A 26,196-nucleotide genomic window follows, 5' to 3' on the forward strand; every position below is an offset into this window, starting at 1 on the left:
GTCACACCACACAGTGTCGGCCAAGGAGGGGCAGGACCGGGAGTCCCCGCACAAAGGATGCCGTCCGGCCCGTGGGACGCCGTGTCCACCCCGGCCCGCACGCGGTTACGCTGGCCCCGTGCACCCTCCCCCGAGGGTGCAAAGCCGACAGCCGTCGCATTCCAGGGAGCTCATCCATGGCCTCGTTGCCGACCCCTTCCGCTGACAGCCGGAACCGCGCCGCCGCCCTCCGCGAGGCACTCGCCAGTCGAGTCGTCGTCGCCGACGGAGCGATGGGCACCATGCTGCAGGCCCAGGACCCCACCCTCGAGGACTTCCAGAACCTCGAAGGATGCAACGAGATCCTCAACGTCACCCGGCCCGACATCGTCCGTTCGGTGCACGAGGCGTACTTCGAGGTCGGCGTCGACTGCGTCGAGACCAACACGTTCGGCTCCAACCACTCGGCCGCCGGCGAGTACGAGATCGCCGACCGGATCTTCGAGCTCTCCGAGGCCGGCGCCCGGATCGCCCGCGAGGTCGCCGACGAGTTCGGCGCGAAGGACGGCCGCCAGCGCTGGGTCCTCGGCTCCATCGGCCCCGGCACCAAGCTGCCCTCGCTCGGCCACATCGCGTACGACGTGCTGCGCGACGGCTACCAGCAGAACGCCGAGGGCCTCCTCGCCGGCGGCGCCGACGCCCTGATCGTCGAGACGACCCAGGACCTCCTCCAGACCAAGTCCAGCCTCATCGGCGCGCGCCGCGCCATGGACGCCCTGGGCGTGGACGTCCCCCTGATCTGCTCCCTGGCCTTCGAGACCACCGGCGTCATGCTGCTCGGCTCCGAGATCGGCGCCGCGCTGACCGCCCTGGAGCCCCTCGGCATCGACCTGATCGGCCTGAACTGCTCCACCGGCCCGGCCGAGATGAGCGAGCACCTGCGCTACCTCGCCCGCCACTCCCGTACGCCGCTCATGTGCATGCCGAACGCCGGCCTGCCCGTGCTCACCAAGGACGGCGCGTACTTCCCGCTCACCGCCTCCGAGATGGCCGACGCGCAGGAGAACTTCGTCCGCGACTACGGCCTGTCCCTGGTCGGCGGCTGCTGCGGCTCCACGCCCGAGCACCTGCGCCAGGTCGTCGAGCGCGTCCAGGGCCTCACGCCGCCCGAGCGCTCCCCGCGCCCCGAGCCGGGCGCCGCCTCGCTCTACCAGACCGTGCCGTTCCGCCAGGACACCTCGTACCTGGCGATCGGCGAGCGGACCAACGCCAACGGCTCGAAGAAGTTCCGCGAGGCCATGCTCGAAGGCCGCTGGGACGACTGCGTCGAGATGGCCCGCGACCAGATCCGCGAGGGCGCGCACATGCTCGACCTCTGCGTCGACTACGTGGGCCGCGACGGCGTCGCCGACATGGAGGAGCTCGCCGGCCGCTTCGCCACCGCCTCCACCCTCCCGATCGTCCTCGACTCCACCGAGGTGGACGTCCTGCGGGCCGGTCTGGAGAAGCTCGGCGGCCGGGCCGTCATCAACTCGGTCAACTACGAGGACGGCGACGGACCCGAGTCCCGCTTCGCTAAGGTCACCCGACTGGCGCAGGAGCACGGCGCCGCCCTCATCGCGCTCACCATCGACGAGGAGGGCCAGGCCCGTACGGTCGAGCACAAGGTCGCCGTCGCCGAGCGCCTCATCGAGGACCTCACCGGCAACTGGGGCATCCACGAGTCGGACATCCTCATCGACGCCCTGACCTTCACCATCTGTACGGGCCAGGAGGAGTCGCGGAAGGACGGCATCGCCACCATCGAGGCGATCCGCGAGCTGAAGCGGCGCCACCCGGACGTCCAGACCACGCTGGGCCTCTCGAACATCTCCTTCGGCCTCAACCCGGCCGCCCGCATCCTCCTCAACTCGGTCTTCCTCGACGAGTGCGTCAAGGCGGGCCTCGACTCGGCGATCGTCCACGCCTCGAAGATCCTGCCCATCGCCCGCTTCGACGAGGAGCAGGTCACCACCGCCCTCGACCTGATCTACGACCGGCGTGCCGAGGGCTACGACCCGCTGCAGAAGCTGATGGCCCTCTTCGAGGGCGCGACCGCGAAGTCCCTCAAGGCGGGGAAGGCCGAGGAGCTGCTCGCGCTGCCCCTGGAGGAGCGCCTCAAGCGCCGCATCGTCGACGGCGAGAAGAACGGCCTGGAGGCCGACCTCGACGAGGCCCTGGAGACCCGCCCGGCCCTCGACATCGTCAACGACACCCTCCTCGACGGCATGAAGACCGTCGGCGAGCTGTTCGGCTCCGGCCAGATGCAGCTGCCGTTCGTGCTCCAGTCCGCCGAGGTCATGAAGACGGCCGTCGCCTTCCTCGAACCGCACATGGAGAAGTCGGACGCCGACGGCAAGGGCACGATCGTGCTGGCCACCGTCCGCGGCGACGTCCACGACATCGGCAAGAACCTCGTCGACATCATCCTCTCCAACAACGGCTACAACGTCGTCAACATCGGCATCAAGCAGCCCGTCTCCGCGATCCTGGAGGCAGCCGAGGAGCACAACGCCGACGTCATCGGCATGTCCGGCCTCCTCGTGAAGTCCACCGTGATCATGAAGGAGAACCTGGAGGAGCTGAACCAGCGCGAGCTGGCCGCCAAGTACCCGGTGATCCTCGGCGGCGCCGCCCTCACCCGCGCCTACGTCGAGCAGGACCTCCACGAGATCTACCAGGGCGAGGTCCGCTACGCCCGCGACGCCTTCGAGGGCCTGCGCCTCATGGACGCCCTCATCGGCGTCAAGCGCGGCGTCCCCGGAGCCGTACTCCCCGAGCTGAAGCAGCGCCGGGTCGCCAAGACCGCCACCGCCGCCCTCCAGGTGGAGGAGCCGGAGCCCGGCGGCCGCTCCGACGTGGCCACCGACAACCCGGTGCCGACCCCGCCCTTCTGGGGCACCCGCGTCGTCAAGGGCATCCCGCTGAAGGACTACGCGTCCTGGCTCGACGAGGGCGCCCTCTTCAAGGGCCAGTGGGGCCTCAAGCAGAACCGGGCCGGCGACGGACCGGCTTACGAGGAGCTCGTGGAGACCGAGGGCCGGCCGCGGCTGCGCGGCTGGCTGGAGCGCCTCCACACCGAGAACCTCCTGGAGGCGGCCGTCGTCCACGGCTACTTCCCCTGCGTCTCCAAGGGCGACGACCTGATCATCCTGGACGAGGAGGGCAACGAGCGGACCCGGTTCTCCTTCCCGCGCCAGCGCCGCGGCCGCCGCCTCTGCCTCGCGGACTTCTTCCGCCCGGAGGAGTCCGGCGAGACCGATGTCGTCGGCCTCCAGGTCGTCACCGTCGGCTCGAAGATCGGCGAGGCCACGGCCAAGCTCTTCGAGTCCGACTCCTACCGCGACTACCTGGAGCTGCACGGCCTCTCCGTCCAGCTCGCCGAGGCCCTCGCCGAGTACTGGCACGCCCGCGTCCGCGCCGAGCTCGGCTTCGCCGGGGAGGACCCGGCGGACGTCGAGGACATGTTCGCGCTGAAGTACCGCGGCGCCCGCTTCTCGCTGGGCTACGGCGCCTGCCCCGACCTGGAGGACCGCGCGAAGATCGCGGACCTGCTCCAGCCGGAGCGGATCGGCGTCCACCTCTCCGAGGAGTTCCAGCTCCACCCCGAGCAGTCCACCGACGCCATCGTCATCCACCACCCCGAGGCGAAGTACTTCAACGCACGGTGACCGCCGCGTGACCGCACGCGGTAAATCCACGCGTTCGCGGTGATCGCGACGTACACTTGTCGGTCCAGTGCAGGCCGGTCTTCCTCCCCGTACCGGGGAGGGGGGCCGGCCTTCTCGTCCCTCCATGGAGGTGTGCCGGATGACCAGTACGGTCCCCGCGTCCCTGTTCCGTACGAACGGCAGCTCCGCCCTGCAGGCGGTCTTCCTCGACATGGACGGGACCCTCGTCGACACGGAGGGGTTCTGGTGGGACGCCGAGGTCGAGGTCTTCGCGGACCTCGGACACCGCCTCGACGAGGCCTGGCGGGACGTCGTCGTCGGCGGCCCGATGACCCGCAGCGCGGGCTACCTCATCGAGTCCACCGGCGCCGACATCACCCTCGAGGAGCTGACCGTCCTGCTCAACGAGAAGTTCGAGCAGCGCATCGACCGCGGCGTCCCCCTCATGCCGGGCGCCGAGCGGCTGCTCGCCGAGCTGGCGCAGCACTCCATCCCCACCGCCCTGGTCTCCGCCTCGCACCGGCGGATCATCGACCGGGTCCTCGCCTCGCTCGGCCGCGACCGCTTCACCCTGACGGTCGCCGGCGACGAGGTCGTCCGCACCAAGCCGCACCCCGAGCCCTATCTGACGGCCGCCCAGGGCGTCGGCGCCGACCCCGCGCTCTGCGCCGTCATCGAGGACACCGCGACCGGTGTGGCGGCCGCCGAGGCGGCCGGCTGCCGGGTCGTCGCGGTGCCTTCCGTCGCTCCGATCGCGCCGTCCCCCGGCCGGGTCGTCGTGCGCTCTCTCGAAGAGGTCGACGTGCCCTTCCTGCGGACCTTGATCACGGGAATTTGAGCTTTACCTGAGGAAAGCGATCCGGCGAAAGCCGGCGGGCCATTCATCGAAAAGCACCTACGTGACGTTGGTCACTCAGAGTGCCGGACGGTGGGTGGCCCGTTCTCGTTCCGTGTCTCAAAAGCGGATGTTTGGGCGCCCCCTGTGTCCCGATTGGGTCATCGGCGTCCCCAACGTCCGGCGCATGAATATCGAGAGCGACGCATTCATGATCACTCTTCGATTACGCCCCCGCACGGCCCCGGTCAAGTGATACCGGCGCCGCGCACTAATCTTTCGCGAGTACTTCGCCGCATATCCGCGTGCACCGGCGCATACCCAAGCCGCCGTGAACACAGGACCGATCGCAACACCCGGCCCGATCGCTCCCGCCCCGACCGGGCGGCAGGCGGCGGAGTTCCACTGACCGCTGTACCCAGTGCCGGATGAGGAGATCTGTCCCTGATGAACCGCAAGACCCTGGTGCTGCCGGCCGTGGCCGGACTGCTCGCCCCCCTGCTCGCCGCCTGCGGCGGCGGGGAGGACGCCAGAGCGATAGCCGTCGGCACCACGGACCAGTTCATCGTCACCGAGGACGCCCCCGCCCCGCTCGACCCGGCCTACGCCTACGACACCGGCGCCTGGAACATCCTGCGCCAGACCGTCCAGACCCTGCTGCACGTGCCCCGCGGCGGCGGCGAGCCCGTCCCCGAGGCCGCCAAGAGCTGCGCCTTCACGGACAAGGCCAGCGAGAGCTACCGCTGCACGCTCCGCGAGGGCCTCACCTTCGCCGACGGCACCCCCATCACGGCCGAGGACGTCAAGTACTCGATCGAGCGCGTCCTGAAGATCAAGTCGGACAACGGCACGGCCGCCCTCCTCGCGAACATCGACACCGTCGAGACCCAGGGCACCGACGGGATCGTCTTCCACCTCAAGACTCCCGACGCCACCTTCCCGTACAAGCTGTCCACCCCCGTCGCCGGCATCCTCAGCAAGGACAAGTACGCCGCCGACAAGCTCCGCGACGGCTTCGACGTCGACGGCTCGGGCCCGTACACCATGAAGGTCGAGCGCGAGGGCGACAAGGCCACCCGCTTCGTCTTCACCAAGAACCCCGCCTACAAGGGCGACATCACCCTGCGCAACGACAAGGTCGAGCTGCGCCCCTACGCCGACGCCGCCGCCATGGGCGCCGCCCTGGAGAGCGACGGCATCGACATGATGGCCCGCTCCCTGTCGCAGAAGCAGATCAAGGACCTCACCGAGACGCCCAAGGACGGCATCCGCGTCACCGAGGTCCCCGGCCTCGAGATCCGCTACCTCGGCTTCAACACCAAGGCCCCCTCCGTCCAGGAGAAGGCCGTCCGCCAGGCCATGGCCGCCGTCGTCGACCGCGGCGCCCTCGTCAACCTCGTCTACGGGCCCACCGCCGAGCCGCTGTACTCGCTGATCCCCTCCAGCATCACCGGCCACGCCACCCCCTTCTTCGACGAGTACGGCGAGCCCGACCCGGCCCGCGCCGCGAAGATCCTCAAGGACGCGGGCGTCAAGACGCCGGTCAAGGTCACCCTGAACTACACCACCGACCACTACGGCGCCGAGACCGCCCAGGAGTTCGAGGCGCTCAAGAAGCAGCTCATCGCCAGCGAGCTCTTCGACGCCAGCGTCCAGGGCGCCGAGTGGTCCACGTTCCGCACCGCCCAGAAGCGCGGCGACTACGCCGTCTACGGCCTCGGCTGGTTCCCGGACTACCCGGACCCGGACAACTACATCGCGCCGTTCCTCGACAGCGACAACTTCCTCAACACCCCCTACGTGAACAAGACCGTTCGCGAGAAGCTCATCCCGCGCTCGCGCCGCCAGGCCGACCGCAACGCCGCCAGCCCCGTCTACGCGCAGATCCAGAAGATCGTCGCCGAGGACGTCCCCGTCCTGCCGCTGTGGCAGGGCAAGCAGTACGTCGCCGCCCGCGACGACCTCAACGGAGTCGAGTACGCGCTCAACACCTCCTCCGACCTGCTCCTGTGGGAACTGGGCCGCGGCACCGCCTGACCCCTTCGTTGTCCCGGCCGCGCGCCCCGCGCGGCCGGCCTGACAAGAGATCAAGAGGCAAGTTCTGTGAAGGCAACCAACAAGTGGCTGACGGCCCCGCTCGCCGCCGGCCTGTCCGCCGCCCTCCTCAGCGGCTGCGGCACCGAGCAGGGAAGCGGCGCCGGAGGCCCCGGAGGCGGAGTGCGCGTCGGCATGTCCGACGAGATCCTCGCCACCGACCCCGCGGCCGGCTACGACCCCGGCTCCTGGCTGCTGTTCAACAACGTCTTCCAGTCCCTCCTCGCCTTCCCCAAGGGCGGCTCCGAGCCCGAGCCCGAGGCCGCCGACAAGTGCGACTTCTCCGCCGGCAGCAAGGTCTACACCTGCACCCTGCGCGACGGCCTCACCTTCTCCAACGGCAACAAGCTGACCTCGGAGGACGTCAAGTTCTCCTTCGAGCGGGCCCTCAAGATCGCGGACCCCTCCGGCCCGGCGCCGCTGCTCTCCACCATCGACACCATCGAGACCCCCGACGAGCGGACCGTCGTCTTCCGCCTCAAGGTCCCGGACGCCACCTTCCCCAGCAAGATCGCCTCCGGCGCCGGCTCGATCGTCGACCACCGCGACTACCCCGCCGACGCCCTGCGCACCGACGGCAAGGCCACCGGCTCCGGCCCGTACAAGCTGGACTCCTTCAGCGACAGCGAGGCCACCTTCTCCGCCAACCCCGGCTACAAGGGCAACGCCAAGGCGAAGAACAGCGCGGTCACCCTCAAGCTCTACCGCGGCGACCGCGCCGCGCTCTCCAAGGCCTTCGCCGACGGCGACATAGACGTCGCCTACCGAGGCCTCTCCGCCGACGACATCGCCACCCTCGAGAACTCCGCCACCACGTCGGACAAGGGCGTCGAGGTCGTCCAGGGCAGCAGCGCCGAGGTCCAGCACCTCGTCTTCAACGTGAAGGACCCGGTCGTCGGCAAGCTCGGCGTCCGCAAGGCCATCGCCCACCTCGTCGACCGCGAAGCCCTCGTCGAGAACGTCTACAAGTCGACGGCCACCCCGCTCTACTCGATCGTCCCGGCCGGCATCGCCGGACACAACACCGCCTTCTTCGACACCTACGGCACCCCCGACAAGGCCAAGGCGAAGAAGGCCCTCCGCGCCGCCGGCATCACCGGCAAGGTGAAGCTCACCCTCTGGTCCACGCCCAGCCGCTACGGCCCGGCCACCGACCAGGAGCTCAAGGCGATCGCCGAACAGCTCAACGCGAGCGGCCTCTTCGACGCCGACGTCAAGTCCGTCGCCTTCGAGCAGTACGAGAAGGACATCGCCGCCGGCAAGTACGGCGTCTACGTCAAGGGCTGGGTCCCCGACTACCCCGACGCCGACAACTTCACCAGCCCCTTCTTCGGCGAGGGCAACGTCCTCGGCAACCACTACGAGAACAGCGCCATCACCGGCACCCTCATCCCGAAGACCGCCGGCATCGCCGACCGCGCCGCCACCGCCGACGAGTACGGGAAGCTCCAGGACCTCGTCGCCGAGGAACTCCCGGTGCTCCCGCTCTGGCAGGGCAAGCAGTACGCCGTCGCCCGCGACGACGTCACCGGCCTCGAATGGACCCTCGACGCCTCGACCGTCTTCCGCTTCTGGGAGATCCGCAAGGGCTGACCCCCCGCTCCACACACGAGGGCCCGGTGCGCACCCCGCGCACCGGGCCCTCGTCCGTCCACGCCGCGCCTACTGGCCGCCGGCCCCCGGCCGCACCAGACCGCTCTCGTACGCGTACACCGCGGCCTGCACCCGGTCCCGCAGGCCCAGCTTCGTCAGCACGTGCCCCACGTGCGTCTTCACCGTCGTCTCGCTGACGAACAGGTCCGCCGCGATCTCCGCGTTCGACAGACCACGCGCCACCAGCTTCAGGACCTCCACCTCACGGTCGGTCAAGGTGTTCAGCGTGTCCGGCACCTGCTCCTCGCCCGTCGGCAGATGCGCCGAGTACTTGTCGAGCAGCCGCCGCGTGATCGACGGAGCCAGCATCGCCTCGCCCGCCGCCACCACCCGGATCGCCTGCACCAGCTCGTTCGCCGGAGCGTCCTTCAGGAGGAAGCCGCTCGCCCCCGCCCGCAGCGCCTCCACCACGTACTCGTCGAGATCGAAGGTCGTCAGGACCAGCACCTTCGCCGGACCGTCCCGCCCCGGACCCGTGATCTGCCGGGTCGCCTCCACCCCGTCCATCCGCGGCATCCGGATGTCCATGAGCACCACGTCCGGCTGCAGCGCCCGCACCTGCTCCTGCGCCTGCAGACCGTCCCCGGCCTCACCCACCACCGCGATGTCCTGCTCCGCCTCCAGAATCATCCGGAAGCCGGTCCGCAGCAGCGGCTGATCGTCGACCAACAGGACGCGGATCGTCACAAGGGCTCCTTCACGGGGCTGGGCTCAGCCCTTCCACGGGGGCTGGGCTCAGGAAGACGGCTGGGCCGGGTCCATTCTGCCCTGCCCCGATTCACCCGACTCCGGCGGGCGCGCGGAAACGATCTTCAACGGATACACCGGGGGAGTCCCGCCGAACTCGGGACAGACCGCCTGATGGTCGCACCAGCCGCACAGCTTCGTCGGCCTCGGCCGCCAGTCACCCGACTCCGTCGCCAGCCGGATCGCGTCCCACAGCGCGTGCAGCTTCCGCTCCGCCCGCAGCAGATCCGCCTCCACCGGGTCGTACGTCAGCACCTCCCCGCTGCCCAGGTACACCAGCTGCAGCCGCCGCGGGATCACCCGCTTCAGCCGCCACACCACCAGCGCGTAGAACGTCATCTGGAACAGCGCGCCGTCCCGGTACTCCGGCCGAGGCGCCTTCCCCGTCTTGTAGTCGACGATCCGCACCTCGCCCGAGGGCGCCACATCGACCCGGTCGATCACCCCGCGCAGCCGCAGCCCCGACTCCAGCTCCGTCTCCACGAACAGCTCACGCTCGGCCGGCTCCAGACGCGTCGGATCCTCCAGCGTGAACCACCGCTCGACCAGCTGCTCCGCCTCGGCCAGCCAGCCCGCCAGCCGCTCCCCGTCCGCGTCCTCCGCGAACAGCTCACCCAGCTCCGGCTTCGACTCCAGAAGACGGTCCCACTGGCCCGGCACCATCGACTTCGCCCGCGGCGCCGTCCGCTCCGCCGCCGGATCGTCGAAGAGCCGCTCCAGGACCGCGTGCACCAGCGTGCCCCGCGTCGCCGCCGCACTCGGCTTCTCCGGCAGCCGGTCGATCACCCGGAACCGGTACAGCAGCGGACACTGCATGAAATCGCTCGCCCGCGAGGGCGACAACGACATGGGCGCCCGCGGCTCCGCCGGCACCTGCTCGCTCGTACTCATGACGAAGACCCTACGACCCGCCACCGACAACCTGGTGCCGTCCGGCGCATCACGGCGGGCCCGCCCCTGATCCACCGGACAGGACCCGGCGGCATACCATCGACCTGGGACCCCGTCGCACTGCATGATCGAACCGTGACGCACCGACGCGGGGTCACACCACGCGACGAAAGGAACCCGTGAACCAGGACGAGCCCAAGCCGCAGCGGACCGAGGAGCCCGGCGGCGGGATCCTCATGGGACGGCCCTTCGGCGTGCCCGTCTACGTCGCCCCCAGCTGGTTCGTCGTCGCCGCCCTCATCACCTGGGTCTTCGGCGACCAGATCGACCGCGTCCTGCCCGAGCTCGGCGCCGCCCGCTACCTCGTCTCCCTCTTCTTCGCCGTCGCCTTCTACGCCTCCGTACTCGTCCACGAACTGGCCCACACCATCGCCGCGCTCCGCTTCAAACTCCCGGTGCGCCGCATCCAGCTCCAGTTCTTCGGCGGCGTCTCCGAGATCGAGAAGGAGACCGAGACCCCCGGCCGCGAATTCGTCCTCGCCTTCGTCGGCCCGCTCCTCTCCCTCGTCCTCGCCGGCGTGTTCTACCTCTCCCTGTACGCCGTCGAGCCCGGCACCGTCCCCGGCGTCCTCCTCGCCGGCCTGATGATCTCCAACCTGATCGTCGCGATCTTCAACCTGCTCCCCGGCCTGCCCCTCGACGGCGGCCGGATGCTCCGCGCCGTCGTCTGGAAGATCACCGGCAAGCCCATGAGCGGCACCATCGCCGCCGCCTGGGTCGGCCGCGCCCTCGCCGTCCTCGTCCTCGTCGGCCTGCCCCTGCTCACCCGCACCGGCCTCCTCGGCAACTCCACCGACGACATCAGCGGCTTCGAGACCGTCACCGACGCCCTCCTCGCCGCGATCCTCGCCGCCATCATCTGGACCGGCGCCGGCAACAGCCTCCGCATGGCCCGACTCCGCGAGCACCTCCCCGAGCTCCGCGCCCGCGCCCTCACCCGCCGCGCCATCCCCGTCGAACCCACCACCCCGCTCTCCGAGGCCCTCCGCCGCGCCAACGAGGCCGGCGCCCGCGCCCTCGTCGTCGTCGACGGCGCCGGCGAACCCACCGGCATCGTCCGGGAGGCCGCCATCGCCGCCGTACCCCAGCACCGCCGCCCCTGGGTCGCCGTCAGCACCCTCGCCCAGGACCTCACCGACGGCATGCGGGTCCCCGCCGAACTCACCGGCCAGCCCCTCCTCGACCACCTCCGCGCCAGCCCCGCCACCGAGTACCTCGTCATCGAGGAGACCGGCGAGATCTACGGCGTCCTCGCCACCACCGACGTCGAGCGCGCCTTCGTCAAGGCCATGGCACGACCGTCCGCGTGAGGCCGGTATGGTTGTTCACATGTCCGAACCGACCGGTGCCGCCCGCCGACGCGGGCCCTTCAAGGTCGGGGACCAGGTTCAGCTGACCGACCCCAAGGGCCGTCACTACACGTTCACGCTCGAAGAGGGAAAGAACTTCCACACCCACAAGGGTTCTTTCCCGCACGACGAACTGATCGGCGCCCCCGAGGGCAGCGTTGTCCGTACCACCGGAAACGTCGCCTACCTCGCGCTGCGCCCCCTGCTCCCCGACTACGTCCTGTCCATGCCCCGCGGCGCCGCCGTGGTCTACCCCAAGGACGCGGGGCAGATCCTGGCCTTCGCCGACATCTTCCCCGGCGCGCGCGTCGTGGAAGCCGGAGTGGGCTCGGGATCGCTGAGCAGCTTCCTCCTGCGCGCCATCGGAGACAGCGGCATGCTGCACTCCTACGAGCGCCGCGAGGACTTCGCCGAGATCGCGAAGGGCAACGTCGAGCGCTACTTCGGCGGCCCCCACCCGGCCTGGCAGCTGACCGTCGGCGACCTCCAGGACAACCTGTCCGACACCGACGTCGACCGCGTCATCCTGGACATGCTCGCCCCCTGGGAGTGCCTGGAGGCCGTCTCCAAGGCCCTGGTCCCCGGCGGCATCCTCTGCTGCTACGTGGCCACCACCACCCAGCTCGCCCGCACCGTGGAGTCCATCCGCGAGTTCGGCTGCTACGCCGAGCCGCAGCCCTGGGAGTCCATGATCCGCAACTGGCACGTCGAGGGCCTCGCCGTCCGCCCCGATCACCGCATGATCGGCCACACCGGCTTCCTCGTCACCGCCCGTCGCCTCGCGGACGGGGTCGAGCCCCCGATGCGTCGCCGCCGCCCCGCCAAGGGCGCCTACGGCGAGGACTACGAGGGCCCCAACAAGGGCTAGTCCCGAAACGCGGCCCGGTCCCCGTACCGACGGCTGACGTTCCGACATTCACAGCACGCCGCTGTCGAGTTCCCCGCCCGCGGGAGGGAACTCGGCGGCGGCGTCCCCATGTTCACCGAGCTCCACCCCAGCTGTTCCGTCCCCCTGTGACGTGTGGCACGATGCCGGGAACCCCGTCGCACCACCCCACAGGAGACGTCTCGCGTGCAGCACTCCGCCGCCCCGGACCTCGCGGACCTCGCCCACACCGACGCCCGGCCGGCCCACTGGCTGGCCACCGCCACCGCGACCGCCGCGGTCGTCGCCCTCGCCGGACTGCTCCAGCCCGGCCCCGCCGGAGCCGCCGGCACCACGGCCGCCGCCCCGCGCCCGGCACCCGCCCCCGAGGCCGCCGGAGCCGACTACCCCCTGGAATGCGGCGGAGGCCCCCGTACGGTCGCGAAGCGGGCCACCGGAGACCTCGACGGCGACGGGAACCCCGAGACGATCGCGGTCGTGCACTGCGAAGCCGGCTCCGGCACCCCGCCGAGCGGCGTCTACGTCCTCACCCGCGGCAAGGAGAACGGCAGCCCCGCGCGCGTGGTCGCCACGCTCGTCGCACCCGACCAGCACCGGAGCGTCACCGAGCTCGCCGTACGCGACGGGGCCGTGCGCGCCACCCTGCTCGGCTACTCGTCCCCCGAGGTGCCCAGCTGCTGCCCCGACGAGAAGGAGCAGGTCAGCTGGCGCTGGCAGGGCGGCGCCTTCGTCCGCGGCGACCAGACGGACGCCCGCAGCGTCTAGGGGGCGTCCTCGGGCCCCAGGGCCCGCCCGGGGCCCCGGGACCCGGCCGTCACTCGGCGTCGGGGCCGTACACCTCGACCTTGTCCGCGACCCGGCGCACATGGATGCAGTCGCCCGGGCACTCCTTCGCGGAGTCCACCACGTCCTGGAGCAGCGGCAGCGGCACCGGCGTCGTGGCACCCGCGTCCTGCAGCAGCTCGTCGTCCGCGCTCTTCACATACGCGAGCCCGTCGATGTCGAGCTCGAAGACCTCGGGAGCGTACTGCGCGCAGATCCCGTCCCCGGTGCACAGGTCCTGATCGATCCAGACCTCCAGCGCCTCCTCGGCGCCCGTCGCCGGGGCCTCGTGCTGCACGGTCATATCTCCTGCCGTTTCTGCTTCGCGCGATAAGTCGGGCCACCCCTGACGGGTGTTGACCAATGACGACCATACAACCGCCCGCTTTCAAGCGGTGAAGGGTGGGTATTCCCCTGGCGAGAGGGGAAGCGCAAGGGTGAAGATCGGACACACCCCGGAGTCTTTTTGATCTAGGGGTTTCAATCACCACCCACGCAGGTAGGGTCAGGAAGCGTCCAGCTCCCCTTGGAGGAGGTGAGGACCGTGGCAGCCCACGACGACGACATCAACCGCGGCATCCGGCCGGGGCGGGGGTCTGAAGACCCCGCCGGTCAGGTTGCCTATCTCGAGCAGGAAATCGCCGTCCTGCGCCGCAAGCTCGCCGACTCTCCGCGCCACACGAGGATTCTCGAAGAGCGGATCGTCGAGCTGCAGACCAACCTGGCCGGCGTGTCCGCGCAGAACGAACGTCTGGCGAACACGCTCCGTGAGGCCCGCGACCAGATCGTGGCCCTCAAGGAGGAGGTCGACCGGCTCGCGCAGCCGCCGGCCGGCTTCGGTGTCTTCCTGCAGGCGAACGAGGACGGCACGTGCGACATCTTCACCGGGGGCCGCAAGCTCCGGGTGAACGTCAGCCCGAGCATCGAGCTCGAAGAGCTCAAGCGCGGCCAGGAAGTCATGCTCAACGAAGCGCTCAACGTGGTCGAGGCCATGGAGTTCGAGCGCGCCGGGGACATCGTCACCCTCAAGGAGATCCTCGAGGACGGCGAGCGCGCCCTGGTGGTGGGGCACACCGACGAGGAGCGGGTGGTGAGGCTCGCCGAGCCTCTGCTGGACGTCACCATCCGCGCCGGCGACGCCCTGCTGCTCGACTCCAGGTCCGGCTACGTCTACGAGGTGGTCCCCAAGAGCGAGGTCGAAGAGCTCGTTCTGGAAGAGGTCCCGGACGTCGACTACGACAAGATCGGCGGTCTGGGCAACCAGATCGAGCTGATCCGCGACGCGGTCGAGCTCCCCTACCTCTACCCGGACCTCTTCAAGGAGCACGAACTGCGGCCGCCCAAGGGCATCCTGCTCTACGGCCCGCCCGGCTGCGGCAAGACGCTGATCGCGAAGGCCGTGGCCAACTCCCTGGCCAAGAAGGTCGCCGAGGTGACCGGCCAGCCCGCGGGGAAGTCCTACTTCCTCAACATCAAGGGCCCCGAGCTCCTCAACAAGTACGTCGGCGAGACCGAGCGGCACATCCGCCTCGTCTTCCAGCGTGCCCGGGAGAAGGCGAGCGAGGGCACCCCCGTCATCGTCTTCTTCGACGAGATGGAATCCCTCTTCCGCACCCGCGGCTCCGGTGTCAGCTCGGACGTGGAGAACACCATCGTCCCGCAGCTGCTCGCCGAGATCGACGGCGTGGAAGGCCTGGAGAACGTCATCGTCATCGGCGCCTCCAACCGCGAGGACATGATCGACCCCGCGATCCTGCGGCCCGGCCGGCTCGACGTCAAGATCAAGATCGAGCGTCCGGACGCGGAGGCCGCGAAGGACATCTTCGCGAAGTACCTCACGGCCAACCTGCCGCTGCACGCGGACGACATCTCCGAGCACAGCGGCTCGAAGGCCGCCGCCGCCCACGGAATGATCCAGTCAGTCGTCGAGCAGATGTACGCCGAATCCGAGGAGAACCGCTTCCTCGAAGTCACGTACGCCAACGGCGACAAGGAAGTCCTGTACTTCAAGGACTTCAACTCCGGCGCGATGATCCAGAACATCGTCGACCGGGCCAAGAAGATGGCCATCAAGGCCTTCCTCGACCACAACCAGAAGGGCATCCGGGTCTCCCACCTCCTCCAGGCGTGCGTGGACGAGTTCAAGGAGAACGAGGACCTGCCCAACACCACCAACCCCGACGACTGGGCCCGGATCTCCGGAAAGAAGGGCGAGCGGATCGTGTTCATCCGCACACTCGTCACCGGAAAGCAGGGCGCGGACACCGGACGCTCCATCGACACGGTGGCCAATACCGGTCAGTACCTGTAAAACGCCCACCGGCTGCGGATGTCCGGAAACCGGGCATCCGCAGCCGACGCATTCCATCCAGCATTTCCCCCGGCATCACAGGGAAACAGGAAATACTGCAACTGATCTCCCCACCAGCGCGGAGCCGCTCTAGGCTCATCGGTACCGCCGAGTCGCGCACAGTGAGCGCCGCCGGGCAAGGAGGGCCGCATGACCGTACGGCGAGTAATGGGCATCGAGACGGAGTACGGGATCTCCGTCCCGGGACACCCGAACGCCAATGCCATGCTCACCTCGTCCCAGATCGTCAACGCCTACGCGGCGGCGATGCACCGGGCGCGCCGCGCCCGCTGGGACTTCGAGGAGGAGAACCCGCTGCGGGACGCCCGCGGCTTCGACCTCGCCCGCGAGGCCGCCGACTCCAGCCAGCTCACCGACGAGGACATCGGCCTCGCCAACGTGATCCTCACCAACGGAGCCCGGCTCTACGTGGACCACGCCCACCCCGAGTACAGCGCGCCCGAGGTCACCAACCCGCGCGACGCCGTCCTCTGGGACAAGGCCGGCGAACGGATCATGGCGGAGGCGGCCGAGCGCGCCGCCCAGCTCCCCGGGGCCCAGCCCATCCACCTCTACAAGAACAACACCGACAACAAGGGCGCCTCCTACGGCACGCACGAGAACTACCTGATGAAGCGGGAGACCCCCTTCTCGGACATCGTGCGCCACCTGACCCCCTTCTTCGTCTCCCGCCAGGTCGTGACCGGCGCGGGACGGGTCGGCATCGGCCAGGACGGTCGGGAGAACGGCTTCCAGCTCAGCCAGCGCGCCGACTACTTCGAGGTCGAGGTCGGCCTGGAGACGACGCTCAAGCGGCCCATCATCAACACCCGGGACGAGCCGCACGCCGACGCCGAGAAGTACCGCCGCCTGCACGTGATCATCGGCGACGCGAACCTCTCGGAGATCTCCACCTACCTCAAGCTCGGCACCACCGCCCTCGTGCTCTCGATGATCGAGGACGGCTTCATCACCGTCGACCTCGCCGTCGACCAGCCGGTCCGCACCCTGCACCAGGTCTCCCACGACCCGACGCTCCAGTACCTGATCACGCTCCGCAGCGGCCGGACGCTCACCGCGGTCCAGCTTCAGATGGAGTACTTCGAGCTGGCCAGGAAGTACGTGGAGGAGCGGTACGGCGACGACGCGGACGAGCAGACCAAGGACGTCCTGTCCCGCTGGGAGGACACCCTGGGCCGCCTGGAGACCGACCCCATGAGCCTCGCCGGCGAGCTGGACTGGGTCGCCAAGCGGGAGCTCATGGAGGGCTACCGGCGCCGCGACGGCCTGGACTGGGACGCGGCACGGCTGCACCTGGTGGACCTCCAGTACGCGGACGTACGCCCCGACAAGGGCCTCTACAACCGCCTGGTGGCGCGTGGGCGCATGAAGCGGCTCCTGGACGAGACCGAGGTCGAACGGGCCGAGACGGCGCCTCCGGAGGACACCAGGGCCTACTTCCGGGGCCGCTGCCTGGAGCAGTACGCCGACGACGTCGCCGCGGCCTCCTGGGACTCGGTGATCTTCGACCTGCCCGGCCGGGACTCCCTCCAGCGCGTCCCGACCCTGGAGCCGCTGCGCGGCACCAAGGCGCACGTGAAATCGCTCCTGGACCGCTGCCGGACGGCGGAGGAACTGGTGCGGGTGCTTTCCGGCGGCTGAACCGGGGGCTGAACCAGGGGCCGAAACGGGGCCTCGGCGGGGGCCTGAAATACCCCGGCACTGGGAATCATGGAATCAGTGCCCGGGCGTTGTGGAAACTGCGGGGCCGAAGTCAGACCCGACCTATAGGGTCTGATCTTGTACGGACTCAACCGAGCGGGCCGATTCGAGCGGGGTGAGGGATATGGCGACCAAGGACACCGGCGGCGGACAGCAGAAGGCGACGCGATCCACGGAGGAGGTCGAGGAGACCACCACGGAGGCGAGCTCCGACCTCAAGGAACGCCAGGAGAAGCTGAGCGACGACGTGGACTCCGTCCTGGACGAGATCGACGACGTACTCGAGGAGAACGCTGAGGATTTCGTCAGGTCATTCGTGCAAAAAGGTGGCGAGTGACCGCCCCTGGGGTCGCCTGACCTTCGAATCGAAGGTGGCGGTAAGGGGGGAGTGTGGCCGAAGCGGTCAAGCATTGTCGGGGTTGCGGTCGGGATCTGCCGGTCGGCGGTTTCGCGAACGACCGCAACCGTGGCGATGGTTTACAGCCGCGCTGCCGGGAGTGCGTCGCTGCGTACAGCGCGGAGCACTACCGGCGGAAGCGGGCGGTCTTGGGCAAGACCGTTCGGAAGCGAGGTGACGTGCCGCGCGGCCACAAGCGGTGTCCCCCATGCGAGGAGACGAAGCCGCACTCCGAGTGGGAGCGGAACAAGACCAGCTCGGACGGATGGGCGAGCTAATGCCGGGAGCGCCGGGCGCAGCGCAATCGCGCCTCGTACTTCAAACGCAAGTACGGCATCACCGAAGCCGAACGCGACCAGATGATCGCCGACCAGGGCGGTGTCTGCGTGATCTGCCAGGAAGGTCCGGCGGAGCATGTGGATCACGATCATCAGACGGGTAAGGTCCGAGGCGTGCTGTGCTTCAGCTGCAACGCGGCGCTGGGGCAGTTCAAGGATCGGCCGGATGTCATGAGGCGTGCGGCCGCATACGTGGAAGGAAACCTGTGGAACCCAACACTCGTAGCACAGGGCGTCTACCGGCAGCCTTCCTGACGCCGGGGTCCTCGTCCTTCATGGACTTCCTGGCCGATCACTCGCCGGAGATGCTCCCGGGCAACCGGAAGCTCCCCGAGGGGATCGTCGAGGCGCCGCACGGCACGACCATTGTGGCCGCCACGTTCCCCGGCGGGGTCGTGCTCGCCGGTGACCGGCGGGCGACCATGGGGAACATGATCGCGCAGCGGGACATCGAGAAGGTGTTCCCCGCCGACGAGTACTCCGCCGTCGGCATCGCCGGCACCGCCGGCCTCGCCGTGGAGATGGTCAAGCTGTTCCAGCTGGAGCTGGAGCACTTCGAGAAGGTGGAGGGCGCGACGCTCTCCCTGGAGGGCAAGGCGAACCGTCTCTCCACCATGATCCGGGGCAACCTGGGCATGGCCATGCAGGGGCTCGCCGTCGTGCCGCTCTTCGCGGGCTGGGACGAGGGCAAGGAGAAGGGCCGGATCTTCTCGTACGACGTGACCGGCGGCCGCTCCGAGGAGCACGGCTTCGCCGCCACCGGCTCCGGCTCGATCTTCGCGCGCGGTTCGATGAAGAAGCTGTACCGCGCCGACCTGACCGAGGAGCAGGCCACCACTCTGGTGGTGCAGGCGCTGTACGACGCGGCGGACGACGACTCGGCGACCGGCGGTCCCGACATGGCCCGCCGGATCTTCCCGATCGTCACCGTCATCACCGACGAGGGCTTCCGCAGGCTCAGCGAGGCGGAGTCCTCCGAGCTCGCCCGGTCGGTCACCGAGCGGCGTCTCGAGCAGCCCGACGGGCCGCGCGCCGCCCTGCTCTGACCGTCCCTCGCCCGTAGAAGCCCTTCAGACCGGAAGAAAGGGACGGTAGCCGGTGTCCACGCCGTTCTATGTCTCACCCCAGCAGGCCATGGCCGACCGGGCCGAGTACGCCCGCAAGGGCATCGCCCGCGGCCGCAGCCTCGTCGTCCTCCAGTACACCGACGGCATCGTCTTCGTCGGCGAGAACCCGTCCCGTGCCCTGCACAAGTTCAGCGAGATCTACGACCGGATCGGCTTCGCGGCCGCCGGCAAGTACAACGAGTACGAGAACCTCCGCATCGGCGGCGTCCGCTACGCCGACCTGCGGGGCTACACCTACGACCGGGACGACGTCACCGCGCGCGGCCTGGCCAACGTCTACGCCCAGACGCTCGGCACGATCTTCTCCAGCGCGGGGGAGAAGCCGTACGAGGTGGAGCTGGTCGTCGCCGAGGTCGGCTCCGAGCCCGAGGGCGACCAGATCTACCGGCTGCCGCACGACGGCTCGATCGTGGACGAGCACGGCTCGGTCGCGGTCGGCGGGAACGCGGAGCAGATCAGCTCGTTCCTCGACCAGCGGCACCGGGACGGCATGACGCTCGCCGAGGCCCTCAAGCTGGCCGTGCAGGCGCTGTCGCGGGACACCAACGGCACCGAGCGGGAGATCCCCGCGGAGCGCCTGGAGGTGGCGGTCCTGGACCGGACGCGTCCGCAGCAGCGCAAGTTCAAGCGGATCGTCGGCCGTCAGCTGTCCCGTCTCCTGGAGGCGGACAACGCGGCGGCGGCGAAGACGGACGAGCCCTCGGACGAGGCTCCCGAGGAGTAGCCGAGCATCGCCCCGAGGGGCCCGGTCCATCTGGACCGGGCCCCTCGGGCGTTTTCCGGGCTCAGGAGGCCGGTGCCGGGCCCGAGGAGCCGCGGGCGACGAGGGAGACGGGCAGGGCGACCGGTTCGGGCCGTTCGCCCGCGAGAACGGCGAGGAGCGCCTCCATGCCCCGCCGGCCGAACTCCTCGGCGGGGAGCCGGACCGTGGTGAGCTCGGGTTCGACGGCGGTGGCCAGGGTCATGTCGTCGAAGCCGGTGACCGAGAGGTCCTCGGGGACGCGCAGTCCGAGCCGGCGGGCGACCTTGAGGACGCCGACCGCGAGGATGTCGTCGTCGCAGATCACCGCCGTGGGCCGGGGGCCGGGGCTGCCGAGCGCGAGGTTGGCGGCCGACCACGCGTCGGCGGCGTTGAGGGGCGACCGTACGGTGCGGAGCTCCGTCCCCCGTAGGGCGTCGGCGAGGACGGCGGCGCGGACGTCGAAGGTCCAGGACGGGACGGCGGACGCCAGGTGCAGGAAGCTGCGGTGGCCGAGGGCGAGCAGGTGGTCGGTGACCCGCCGCATGCCGTCGGCGACGTCGAGGTTCACATGGGCGGCGGCCGCGGGGTCGGTGGGGTCGCTGTCGAGCATGACGAGGGGCAGGTCGGTGCCGCGCAGGGCCTTGAGGGTGTCGGCGGCCATGGAGGAGGCGATGACGCCGTCCAGGGCGGCCTGGGCCGACGCGAAGGGGTCGCGGGCGGGGCCGACGCCGTCGGGGGAGGGGTAGAGGACGACGCCGAAGCCGTGCCGTGCCGCGGCGAGGGCCGCGCCCGTGTAGACGTGGGCGAAGAACTCGTTGGTGAGGGCCGGGACGACGAGCATGGCCGTGCGGGTGCGGCCGAGGCGCAGGTTCCGGGCGGCGACGTTGGGCCGGTAGCCCAGCTCGTGGGCGGCGGCGCGGACCGACTCGGCGGTGCGCTCGGAGACCCGGCCGCGCCACTTCTCGCCGAGGACGAGGGAGACGGTGGCCTGCGAGACGCCCGCCACCCGGGCCACGTCCCTGCTGGTCGGGCGGGTGCCGCCGAGGGGGTCGGGGGACTGCACGAGGGGCCTCCGCATGGGACGGTGGTCGGGGGGAGTGGGCGCGGGGTGGACCCGGTTCACGCCGACATGGTACGTATGACCCTGGACGTTATACGTAAAACCCCGGCTGGGTTCCGGGGTGACGGGAGGGTGACATGGCCACCGAGGCCCCCGCGCACGGCGGCTATCTCGACATACTCCGGGCGCCGCACGCCGCCCGGCTGCTCGCCGGAACGCTCGTCGGGCGCCTGCCCAACGGCACCGGCCCCATCGCGATGACCCTGTTCGTCCGGGACCTGGGCGGCAGCTACACCCTGGCCGGCGGCCTGATCGCGGCCTACGGCCTCTCCAACGCCATCGGGCAGCCGCTCCTCGGCCGCGCCGTCGACCTCAAGGGCCAGCCCCGCGTCCAGCTGCCCGCCGCCGTCCTCTCCGCGCTCGGCATGGCCCTGTTCGCCCTCACCGGCATCGGCCACCTCGCGCTCGCGTACGCGGCCGTCATCGTCGCCGGGCTCTTCACCCCGCCCCTGGAGGGCGGCCTGCGCGCCCTGTGGCCGAGCGTCCTCGGCCGCGAGGACCGGGTCCACCGGGCGTACGCGCTGGACGCCGTCGCCCAGGAGGTCATGTTCACCGTCGGCCCGCTCCTGGTGACCCTCCTGGTCGCCCTGCGCTCGCCCGCCGCCGCCCTCCTCGTCATCAACGTCCTGGGGGTGCTCGGCGCCCTCGCCGTCGTGCTCTCCGAGCCGTCCCGCGCCTGGCGCTCCGCCGCCCGCGAGGCACACTGGCTGGGGGCGCTGCGTTCGCCCGGCCTCCTCGCCCTCCTCGGCTCGTTCTTCTTCGTCGGCCTCGCCCTCGGCTCCATCACGGTCGCCGCCGTCGCCTACGCCGACGACCGGGGCACGCCCTCGGTGTACGGCTGGCTGATGGCCGCCCTGGGCCTCGGCGCGCTCGCCGGCGGTGTCCTGTACGGCGCCCGGCAGTGGTCCGGGGCGCCCGAGCGGCGGCTGCGGGTCCTCGTGGGCCTCCTGGCGGTCTGCTACCTGCCGCTCATGCTCACCCCCGGCCCCGTCGCCATGACCGGCCTCTCGGTGCTCTCCGGGGTCTTCCTCGCCCCCGCCCTCGCCTGCGCCTTCATCGTGGTCGACCGGCACGCCCCGAGCGGCACCGTCACCGAGGCCTTCTCCTGGCTCGTCACCACCTTCGGCGTCGGCGCGGCCCTGGGCTCCGCCGTCGCGGGACCCGCGATCGAACTGGCCGGAACGGTGGCCGGGTTCGCCGTGGCCGGCGCGGGCGGCCTGGTCGCGCTGCTCGTCCTGCTGGCCACCGGGCGTGTCCTCACGGTCCCCGCGGTGACCGGCACCGCCGCGCGACACGCCGACGGAGAGACGGTCCCCAGCGCCGTACACGCCGAAAAGAACACGCACTGATCGGAAAATGATCGAAACGGGAACGTCCAACCCGGTTTCAGCGCACGCCGTCAGGCGTAATGTTCAGACATGGACCGCCGCATTTTCGGGCTGGAGAACGAGTACGGCGTCACGTGCACGTTCAGGGGACAGCGCCGACTGTCTCCTGACGAAGTGGCGCGCTACCTCTTCCGCCGTGTCGTGTCATGGGGCCGCAGCAGCAATGTCTTCCTGCGGAACGGCGCCCGCCTGTACCTCGACGTGGGTTCGCATCCGGAATACGCCACACCGGAATGCGACAACGTGACCGAACTGGTCACCCACGACAAGGCCGGCGAGCGCATTCTCGAGGGCCTGCTCGTCGACGCCGAACGCCGCCTGCACGAGGAGGGAATCGCGGGCGACGTCTACCTCTTCAAGAACAACACCGACTCGGCCGGAAACTCGTACGGCTGCCACGAGAACTATCTCGTCGCCCGCCACGGGGAGTTCTCCCGGCTCGCGGACATCCTCATTCCGTTCCTCGTGACGCGGCAGCTCATCTGCGGCGCGGGAAAGGTCCTCCAGACCCCGCGTGGCGCGGTCTACTGCGTCTCCCAGCGTGCCGAGCACATCTGGGAGGGCGTCAGCTCGGCCACCACCCGCTCGCGGCCCATCATCAACACCCGGGACGAGCCGCACGCGGACGCCGAGCGCTACCGCCGGCTGCACGTCATCGTCGGCGACTCGAACATGTCCGAGACGACCATGCTGCTCAAGGTCGGCGCCACCGACCTCGTGCTCCGCATGATCGAGGCGGGCACGGTGATGCGCGACCTGACGCTGGAGAACCCGATCCGGGCGATCCGCGAGGTCAGTCACGACATCACGGGCCAGCGCAAGGTCCGGCTCGCCAGCGGCCGCGAGGCCTCCGCCCTCGAGGTCCAGCGCGAGTACTACGAGAAGGCCGTGGACTTCGTCGACCGCAGGGGCATCCGCTCCGGCACCGTCGCCCAGGTCCTCGAACTGTGGGGCCGCACGCTCGACGCGATCGAGAGCGAGCAGCTCGACCGGATCGAGACCGAGATCGACTGGGTCATGAAGCACCGGCTCATCGAGCGGTACCGGGCCAAGCACAACATGACCATGTCGAACCCGAGGGTCGCGCAGATAGACCTCGCCTACCACGACATCCACCGTCGTCGCGGGCTGTACTACCTGCTCCAGAAGAACGGGCAGGCGGCCCGGATCTGCAACGACCTGAAGATCTTCGAGGGCAAGTCGGTGCCCCCGCAGACCACTCGGGCCCGGCTGCGCGGCGACTTCATCCGCCGTGCCCAGGAGCAGCGGCGGGACTTCACCGTCGACTGGGTCCACCTCAAGCTCAACGACCAGGCGCAGCGCACGGTGTTGTGCAAGGACCCGTTCCGGTCCGTCGACGACCGGGTCGAAAAGCTGATCGCCGGAATGTAGGCAGGTCGGATCGACCGGCAGGGCCCCGCACGTTCGGCGTGCGGGGCCCTCGACGTGACAGGAGGAACGCCTAGAGTGTCGGCACCACTACTGTGCCGTCTGAGATCTGAGGAACACGTGCGCCGACTTGCCGGCCTTCTCGTCGTCCCGCTGCTGCTGCTCACCACAGCGGCGTGCGGCAGCGACGACAAGGGCTCCGATTCCGCCTCGATGACGAACGGGCTGCCCACCATCACCGCGGGGCAGAAGTTCGGGGAGAAGCCGACCCTCGCCAAGGGCGAGGGCGACCCGCCCAAGGAACTCAAGGTCAACGTCATCAGCGAGGGCAAGGGCCCGGTGACGAAGAAGGGCGACGCGCTCCAGGTGAACTACCTGGGCCAGGCCTGGGACTCCACCACCCCCTTCGACAACAGCTTCGACCGCGGTCAGCCCTTCGACCTCACGCTGGGCGCCGGTCAGGTCATCAAGGGCTGGGACCAGGGTCTTGAGGGCCAGAAGGTCGGCAGCCGCATCGAGATCGGCATCCCGCCGGAGCTCGGTTACGGCGCGCAGGGCCAGGGCGACATCAAGCCCAACGCCACGCTGGTCTTCGTCGTGGACATCCTGAAGTCCGTGACGATCCCGAAGTCCGCCACGGGCACCCCGGTCGCCCAGGACAACAAGGACCTCCCGAAGGTCGGGACGAACACCGACGGCAAGCAGCCCTCGCTGACGGTCCCGAAGACGGACCCGCCGACCAAGCTCGTCTCGAACTACGTGCTCGAGGCCAACGGCGAGGCCGTCAAGGCCACCGACACGGTCGTCGTGAACTACGTCGCCGCCCTGTGGAAGGACGGCAAGGTCTTCGACTCGACCTACACGACCGGCAAGCCCGCGAACTTCCCGCTCCCGCAGCTGACGCTGAAGGGCCTCAAGGACGGTCTCGTCGGCAAGAAGATCGGCAGCCGTGTCCTGATCGTCGCCCCGCCGTCGGAGGCGTTCGGCAACGAGGAGAAGCAGGGGATTCCCAAGAACTCGACCCTGGTCTTCGCCGTGGACATCCTGACGAAGATGTAAGACTGTCCCGATCGCGCAGTTCATCATCGCGACGTTCATCAGTTTGAGGAGCAGTTCAGTGAGCATCGAGAAGCCCGAGGTCGACTTCCCGGGCGGCGAGCCGCCGAAGGACCTGGAGATCAAGGACATCTGGGAGGGCGACGGCGAGGTCGCCCAGGCCGGTGACTTCGTGAAGGTCCACTACGTGGGCGTGTCCTTCGACTCCGGCGAGGAGTTCGACGCCTCCTGGAACCGCGGCACCCCGCTCGACTTCCACCTCGGTGCCGGTCAGGTCATCCAGGGCTGGGACCAGGGCGTGCAGGGCATGAAGGTCGGCGGCCGCCGCCAGCTGGTCATCCCCGCGCACCTCGCCTACGGCGACCGCGGCGCGGGCGGCAAGATCGCCCCGGGCGAGACGCTGATCTTCGTCTGCGACCTCGTGGGCGTGACGAAGCGCTGACCTCGTTCAGGTCGTTCCGAGGGCCCCCGCCGTCCATGGCGGGGGCCCTCGGCTTTTGTCCCGACACCCCGGGGCGGTACGGTCGGACGTCCGAGAAGTGAATCCGGCGGAAGGGTCCAGGGCGTCGATGGCGATTGCCAAGTCCGAGCGGCTGATGAATCTCGCGCTGTGCCTGCTCGGGACGCGCCGGCCGCTGAGCAAGCGGGAGCTCCGCGGCTCCATCGAGGCGTATCTCGAAGCGAGCGGCGACGACGCCTTCAACCGCATGTTCGAGCGGGACAAGGACGATCTCCGGGAGCTCGGTCTGGTCATCGAGACCGTCGAGAACCTGGACGGTGAGACCGGCTACCTGGCCCGCCGCGACTCCAACCGGCTGCCGCCGATCACCCTCGACGCCGAGGAGGCCGCCGCGCTCGGCCTCGCCGCCAAGGTGTGGCAGCAGGCCCGCCTCGCCGGGGCCGCCAGCGGCGCCCTCCAGAAGCTCCGCGCCGCCGGCATGCCCGAGGCGGGGGACTCGTACGACACCCAGCCCAGCGCCCTCGAACCGCGCATCCCGGTCCACGAGGCCGCCTTCGAGCCGCTCATGCTGGCCTGCCGGGACCGCCGGCCCGTCGTCTTCGACTACCGCAAGGCCAACGCCGCCCGCCCCGAGACCCGCCAGGTCGAGCCCTGGACCCTCGAGTGCTGGCGCGGTCACTGGTACCTGGCCGGCTGGGACCGCGACCGCGGTGCCGAGCGCGTCTTCCGGCTCTCCCGCATCACCGGAAAGGTCCGCTCGCGGGCCGGCGCCTTCACCGCGCCGGTGCCCGACGTCGTGACCGTCCGCGAGACCGTCGAGAGCTGGGCCGGCGAGACCGCCACCCGCTCCGCCCGGATCCGGCTGCGGGCCGGCTGCGGCTACCCGCTGCGGGCCCGCGCCCAGGCCGTGACCGAGGGCGGCGACGGCTGGGACGAGCTGGAGATCCCGTACGGGCACGGGCTTGACGCCTGGCTCGTCGAGTTCGGCCCCGACGTCGTCGTACTGGAACCGGCCGATCTGCGGGCCGATGTGGTGGAGCGGCTGCGCGCCGTGGCCAAGGGCTGAGGGGGAGACGTACCG

The 26,196-nt window shown here is 70.0% G+C and carries 22 protein-coding genes; 18 read left to right on the forward strand and 4 right to left on the reverse strand.

Going from position 1 to position 26,196, the window contains the following annotated elements:
* Nucleotides 1–176: 176 nt before the first annotated feature.
* The 4 genes from metH (at nt 177) to ACWGN5_RS15010 (ending at nt 8,211) form a co-directional block, all read left to right on the forward strand.
* Nucleotides 177–3,689, forward strand: a complete 3,513-nt coding sequence (gene metH, locus ACWGN5_RS14995; protein WP_453514940.1) for a methionine synthase — start codon at nt 177–179, stop codon at nt 3,687–3,689.
* A gap of 139 nt (nt 3,690–3,828) precedes the next feature.
* The gene (locus ACWGN5_RS15000) at nt 3,829–4,527 is read left to right on the forward strand and encodes an HAD family hydrolase (protein ID WP_453514942.1); all 699 of its coding nucleotides are present in this window, start codon (nt 3,829–3,831) and stop codon (nt 4,525–4,527) included.
* A 444-nt stretch (nt 4,528–4,971) separates the two neighbouring features.
* Nucleotides 4,972–6,561, forward strand: a complete 1,590-nt coding sequence (locus ACWGN5_RS15005) for an ABC transporter substrate-binding protein (RefSeq protein ID WP_453514943.1) — start codon at nt 4,972–4,974, stop codon at nt 6,559–6,561.
* 66 nt (nt 6,562–6,627) lie between these two features.
* Nucleotides 6,628–8,211: an ABC transporter substrate-binding protein gene (locus tag ACWGN5_RS15010; protein ID WP_453514946.1), complete on the forward strand. Its 1,584-nt coding sequence runs from the start codon at nt 6,628–6,630 to the stop codon at nt 8,209–8,211.
* A 69-nt stretch (nt 8,212–8,280) separates the two neighbouring features.
* Here the strand turns inward: ACWGN5_RS15010 and ACWGN5_RS15015 are convergent, their stop codons facing one another.
* Nucleotides 8,281–8,958, reverse strand: a complete 678-nt coding sequence (locus tag ACWGN5_RS15015; protein WP_030691890.1) for a response regulator — start codon at nt 8,956–8,958, stop codon at nt 8,281–8,283.
* A 48-nt stretch (nt 8,959–9,006) separates the two neighbouring features.
* Nucleotides 9,007–9,909 (reverse strand): RecB family exonuclease, encoded by a 903-nt coding sequence (locus tag ACWGN5_RS15020; RefSeq protein WP_453514948.1) that lies wholly within the window; start codon nt 9,907–9,909, stop codon nt 9,007–9,009.
* A gap of 236 nt (nt 9,910–10,145) precedes the next feature.
* On the opposite strand from ACWGN5_RS15020, the gene ACWGN5_RS15025 reads away from it, so the two are divergent.
* The 3 genes from ACWGN5_RS15025 to ACWGN5_RS15035 all read left to right on the forward strand — a co-directional run bounded on the left by ACWGN5_RS15025 (nt 10,146) and on the right by ACWGN5_RS15035 (nt 12,969).
* Nucleotides 10,146–11,279 (forward strand): site-2 protease family protein, encoded by a 1,134-nt coding sequence (locus ACWGN5_RS15025; RefSeq protein ID WP_453515035.1) that lies wholly within the window; start codon nt 10,146–10,148, stop codon nt 11,277–11,279.
* A gap of 19 nt (nt 11,280–11,298) precedes the next feature.
* The gene (locus ACWGN5_RS15030) at nt 11,299–12,186 is read left to right on the forward strand and encodes a tRNA (adenine-N1)-methyltransferase (protein WP_015032448.1); all 888 of its coding nucleotides are present in this window, start codon (nt 11,299–11,301) and stop codon (nt 12,184–12,186) included.
* Between the two features lie 204 nt (nt 12,187–12,390).
* Nucleotides 12,391–12,969 carry a hypothetical protein gene (locus tag ACWGN5_RS15035; protein ID WP_453514951.1) on the forward strand — a complete coding sequence of 193 codons (579 nt, stop codon included), beginning with the start codon at nt 12,391–12,393 and terminating at the stop codon, nt 12,967–12,969.
* A gap of 49 nt (nt 12,970–13,018) precedes the next feature.
* Here the strand turns inward: ACWGN5_RS15035 and ACWGN5_RS15040 are convergent, their stop codons facing one another.
* Nucleotides 13,019–13,330 carry a ferredoxin gene (locus ACWGN5_RS15040; RefSeq protein ID WP_086831784.1) on the reverse strand — a complete coding sequence of 104 codons (312 nt, stop codon included), beginning with the start codon at nt 13,328–13,330 and terminating at the stop codon, nt 13,019–13,021.
* 240 nt (nt 13,331–13,570) lie between these two features.
* Between ACWGN5_RS15040 and arc the strand changes: the two genes are divergently transcribed.
* The 6 genes from arc to prcA all read left to right on the forward strand — a co-directional run bounded on the left by arc (nt 13,571) and on the right by prcA (nt 19,684).
* Nucleotides 13,571–15,337: a proteasome ATPase gene (gene arc / locus ACWGN5_RS15045; protein ID WP_369143290.1), complete on the forward strand. Its 1,767-nt coding sequence runs from the start codon at nt 13,571–13,573 to the stop codon at nt 15,335–15,337.
* Between the two features lie 189 nt (nt 15,338–15,526).
* Nucleotides 15,527–17,038, forward strand: a complete 1,512-nt coding sequence (dop, locus tag ACWGN5_RS15050; RefSeq protein ID WP_453514953.1) for a depupylase/deamidase Dop — start codon at nt 15,527–15,529, stop codon at nt 17,036–17,038.
* Between the two features lie 184 nt (nt 17,039–17,222).
* Entirely contained in the window at nt 17,223–17,435 is a 213-nt protein-coding gene (locus tag ACWGN5_RS15055) for a ubiquitin-like protein Pup (protein ID WP_015032443.1), read from the forward strand.
* Nucleotides 17,436–17,854: 419 nt separating this feature from the next.
* Nucleotides 17,855–18,088 carry an endonuclease VII domain-containing protein gene (locus tag ACWGN5_RS15060; protein WP_453514955.1) on the forward strand — a complete coding sequence of 78 codons (234 nt, stop codon included), beginning with the start codon at nt 17,855–17,857 and terminating at the stop codon, nt 18,086–18,088.
* Nucleotides 18,040–18,879: a proteasome subunit beta gene (gene prcB, locus ACWGN5_RS15065; RefSeq protein ID WP_453514958.1), complete on the forward strand. Its 840-nt coding sequence runs from the start codon at nt 18,040–18,042 to the stop codon at nt 18,877–18,879. Before ACWGN5_RS15060 ends, prcB begins: the two co-directional genes overlap by 49 nt.
* A 52-nt stretch (nt 18,880–18,931) precedes the next feature.
* Nucleotides 18,932–19,684, forward strand: coding sequence for a proteasome subunit alpha (gene prcA, locus ACWGN5_RS15070; RefSeq protein WP_093876954.1), 753 nt, complete (start codon nt 18,932–18,934; stop codon nt 19,682–19,684).
* A 61-nt stretch (nt 19,685–19,745) separates the two neighbouring features.
* On the opposite strand, the gene ACWGN5_RS15075 is transcribed toward prcA, so the two are convergent.
* Nucleotides 19,746–20,765, reverse strand: a complete 1,020-nt coding sequence (locus ACWGN5_RS15075) for a LacI family DNA-binding transcriptional regulator (RefSeq protein ID WP_453515038.1) — start codon at nt 20,763–20,765, stop codon at nt 19,746–19,748.
* A 134-nt stretch (nt 20,766–20,899) separates the two neighbouring features.
* Between ACWGN5_RS15075 and ACWGN5_RS15080 the strand changes: the two genes are divergently transcribed.
* From ACWGN5_RS15080 to ACWGN5_RS15100, 5 genes are all read left to right on the forward strand, one after another.
* Nucleotides 20,900–22,171: an MFS transporter gene (locus ACWGN5_RS15080; RefSeq protein ID WP_453514960.1), complete on the forward strand. Its 1,272-nt coding sequence runs from the start codon at nt 20,900–20,902 to the stop codon at nt 22,169–22,171.
* A 69-nt stretch (nt 22,172–22,240) separates the two neighbouring features.
* Nucleotides 22,241–23,602 (forward strand): Pup--protein ligase, encoded by a 1,362-nt coding sequence (gene pafA, locus ACWGN5_RS15085; protein ID WP_116161892.1) that lies wholly within the window; start codon nt 22,241–22,243, stop codon nt 23,600–23,602.
* 117 nt (nt 23,603–23,719) lie between these two features.
* Nucleotides 23,720–24,658 carry an FKBP-type peptidyl-prolyl cis-trans isomerase gene (locus ACWGN5_RS15090; protein WP_453514962.1) on the forward strand — a complete coding sequence of 313 codons (939 nt, stop codon included), beginning with the start codon at nt 23,720–23,722 and terminating at the stop codon, nt 24,656–24,658.
* 58 nt (nt 24,659–24,716) lie between these two features.
* The gene (locus ACWGN5_RS15095) at nt 24,717–25,097 is read left to right on the forward strand and encodes an FKBP-type peptidyl-prolyl cis-trans isomerase (protein ID WP_369143282.1); all 381 of its coding nucleotides are present in this window, start codon (nt 24,717–24,719) and stop codon (nt 25,095–25,097) included.
* 127 nt (nt 25,098–25,224) lie between these two features.
* A complete protein-coding gene (locus ACWGN5_RS15100; protein WP_453514965.1) occupies nt 25,225–26,181 on the forward strand; it encodes a helix-turn-helix transcriptional regulator in 957 nt (318 codons plus the stop codon).
* Nucleotides 26,182–26,196 lie beyond the last annotated feature (15 nt).

This window comes from Streptomyces sp. NPDC055815 (genome assembly GCF_053616475.1).

What these genes read in the sequence shown, in the direction of transcription:
- ACWGN5_RS15030 (WP_015032448.1), top strand. Translation starts at nt 11,299, where the DNA reads ATGTCCGAACCGACCGGTGCCGCCCGCCGACGCGGGCCCTTCAAGGTC.
- ACWGN5_RS15020 (WP_453514948.1), bottom strand. Translation starts at nt 9,909, where the DNA reads ATGAGTACGAGCGAGCAGGTGCCGGCGGAGCCGCGGGCGCCCATGTCG.
- metH (WP_453514940.1), top strand. Translation starts at nt 177, where the DNA reads ATGGCCTCGTTGCCGACCCCTTCCGCTGACAGCCGGAACCGCGCCGCC.
- ACWGN5_RS15060 (WP_453514955.1), top strand. Translation starts at nt 17,855, where the DNA reads ATGATCGCCGACCAGGGCGGTGTCTGCGTGATCTGCCAGGAAGGTCCG.
- ACWGN5_RS15055 (WP_015032443.1), top strand. Translation starts at nt 17,223, where the DNA reads ATGGCGACCAAGGACACCGGCGGCGGACAGCAGAAGGCGACGCGATCC.
- ACWGN5_RS15100 (WP_453514965.1), top strand. Translation starts at nt 25,225, where the DNA reads ATGGCGATTGCCAAGTCCGAGCGGCTGATGAATCTCGCGCTGTGCCTG.
- ACWGN5_RS15025 (WP_453515035.1), top strand. Translation starts at nt 10,146, where the DNA reads ATGGGACGGCCCTTCGGCGTGCCCGTCTACGTCGCCCCCAGCTGGTTC.
- dop (WP_453514953.1), top strand. Translation starts at nt 15,527, where the DNA reads ATGACCGTACGGCGAGTAATGGGCATCGAGACGGAGTACGGGATCTCC.
- ACWGN5_RS15005 (WP_453514943.1), top strand. Translation starts at nt 4,972, where the DNA reads ATGAACCGCAAGACCCTGGTGCTGCCGGCCGTGGCCGGACTGCTCGCC.
- pafA (WP_116161892.1), top strand. Translation starts at nt 22,241, where the DNA reads ATGGACCGCCGCATTTTCGGGCTGGAGAACGAGTACGGCGTCACGTGC.
- ACWGN5_RS15080 (WP_453514960.1), top strand. Translation starts at nt 20,900, where the DNA reads ATGGCCACCGAGGCCCCCGCGCACGGCGGCTATCTCGACATACTCCGG.
- ACWGN5_RS15000 (WP_453514942.1), top strand. Translation starts at nt 3,829, where the DNA reads ATGACCAGTACGGTCCCCGCGTCCCTGTTCCGTACGAACGGCAGCTCC.
- ACWGN5_RS15040 (WP_086831784.1), bottom strand. Translation starts at nt 13,330, where the DNA reads ATGACCGTGCAGCACGAGGCCCCGGCGACGGGCGCCGAGGAGGCGCTG.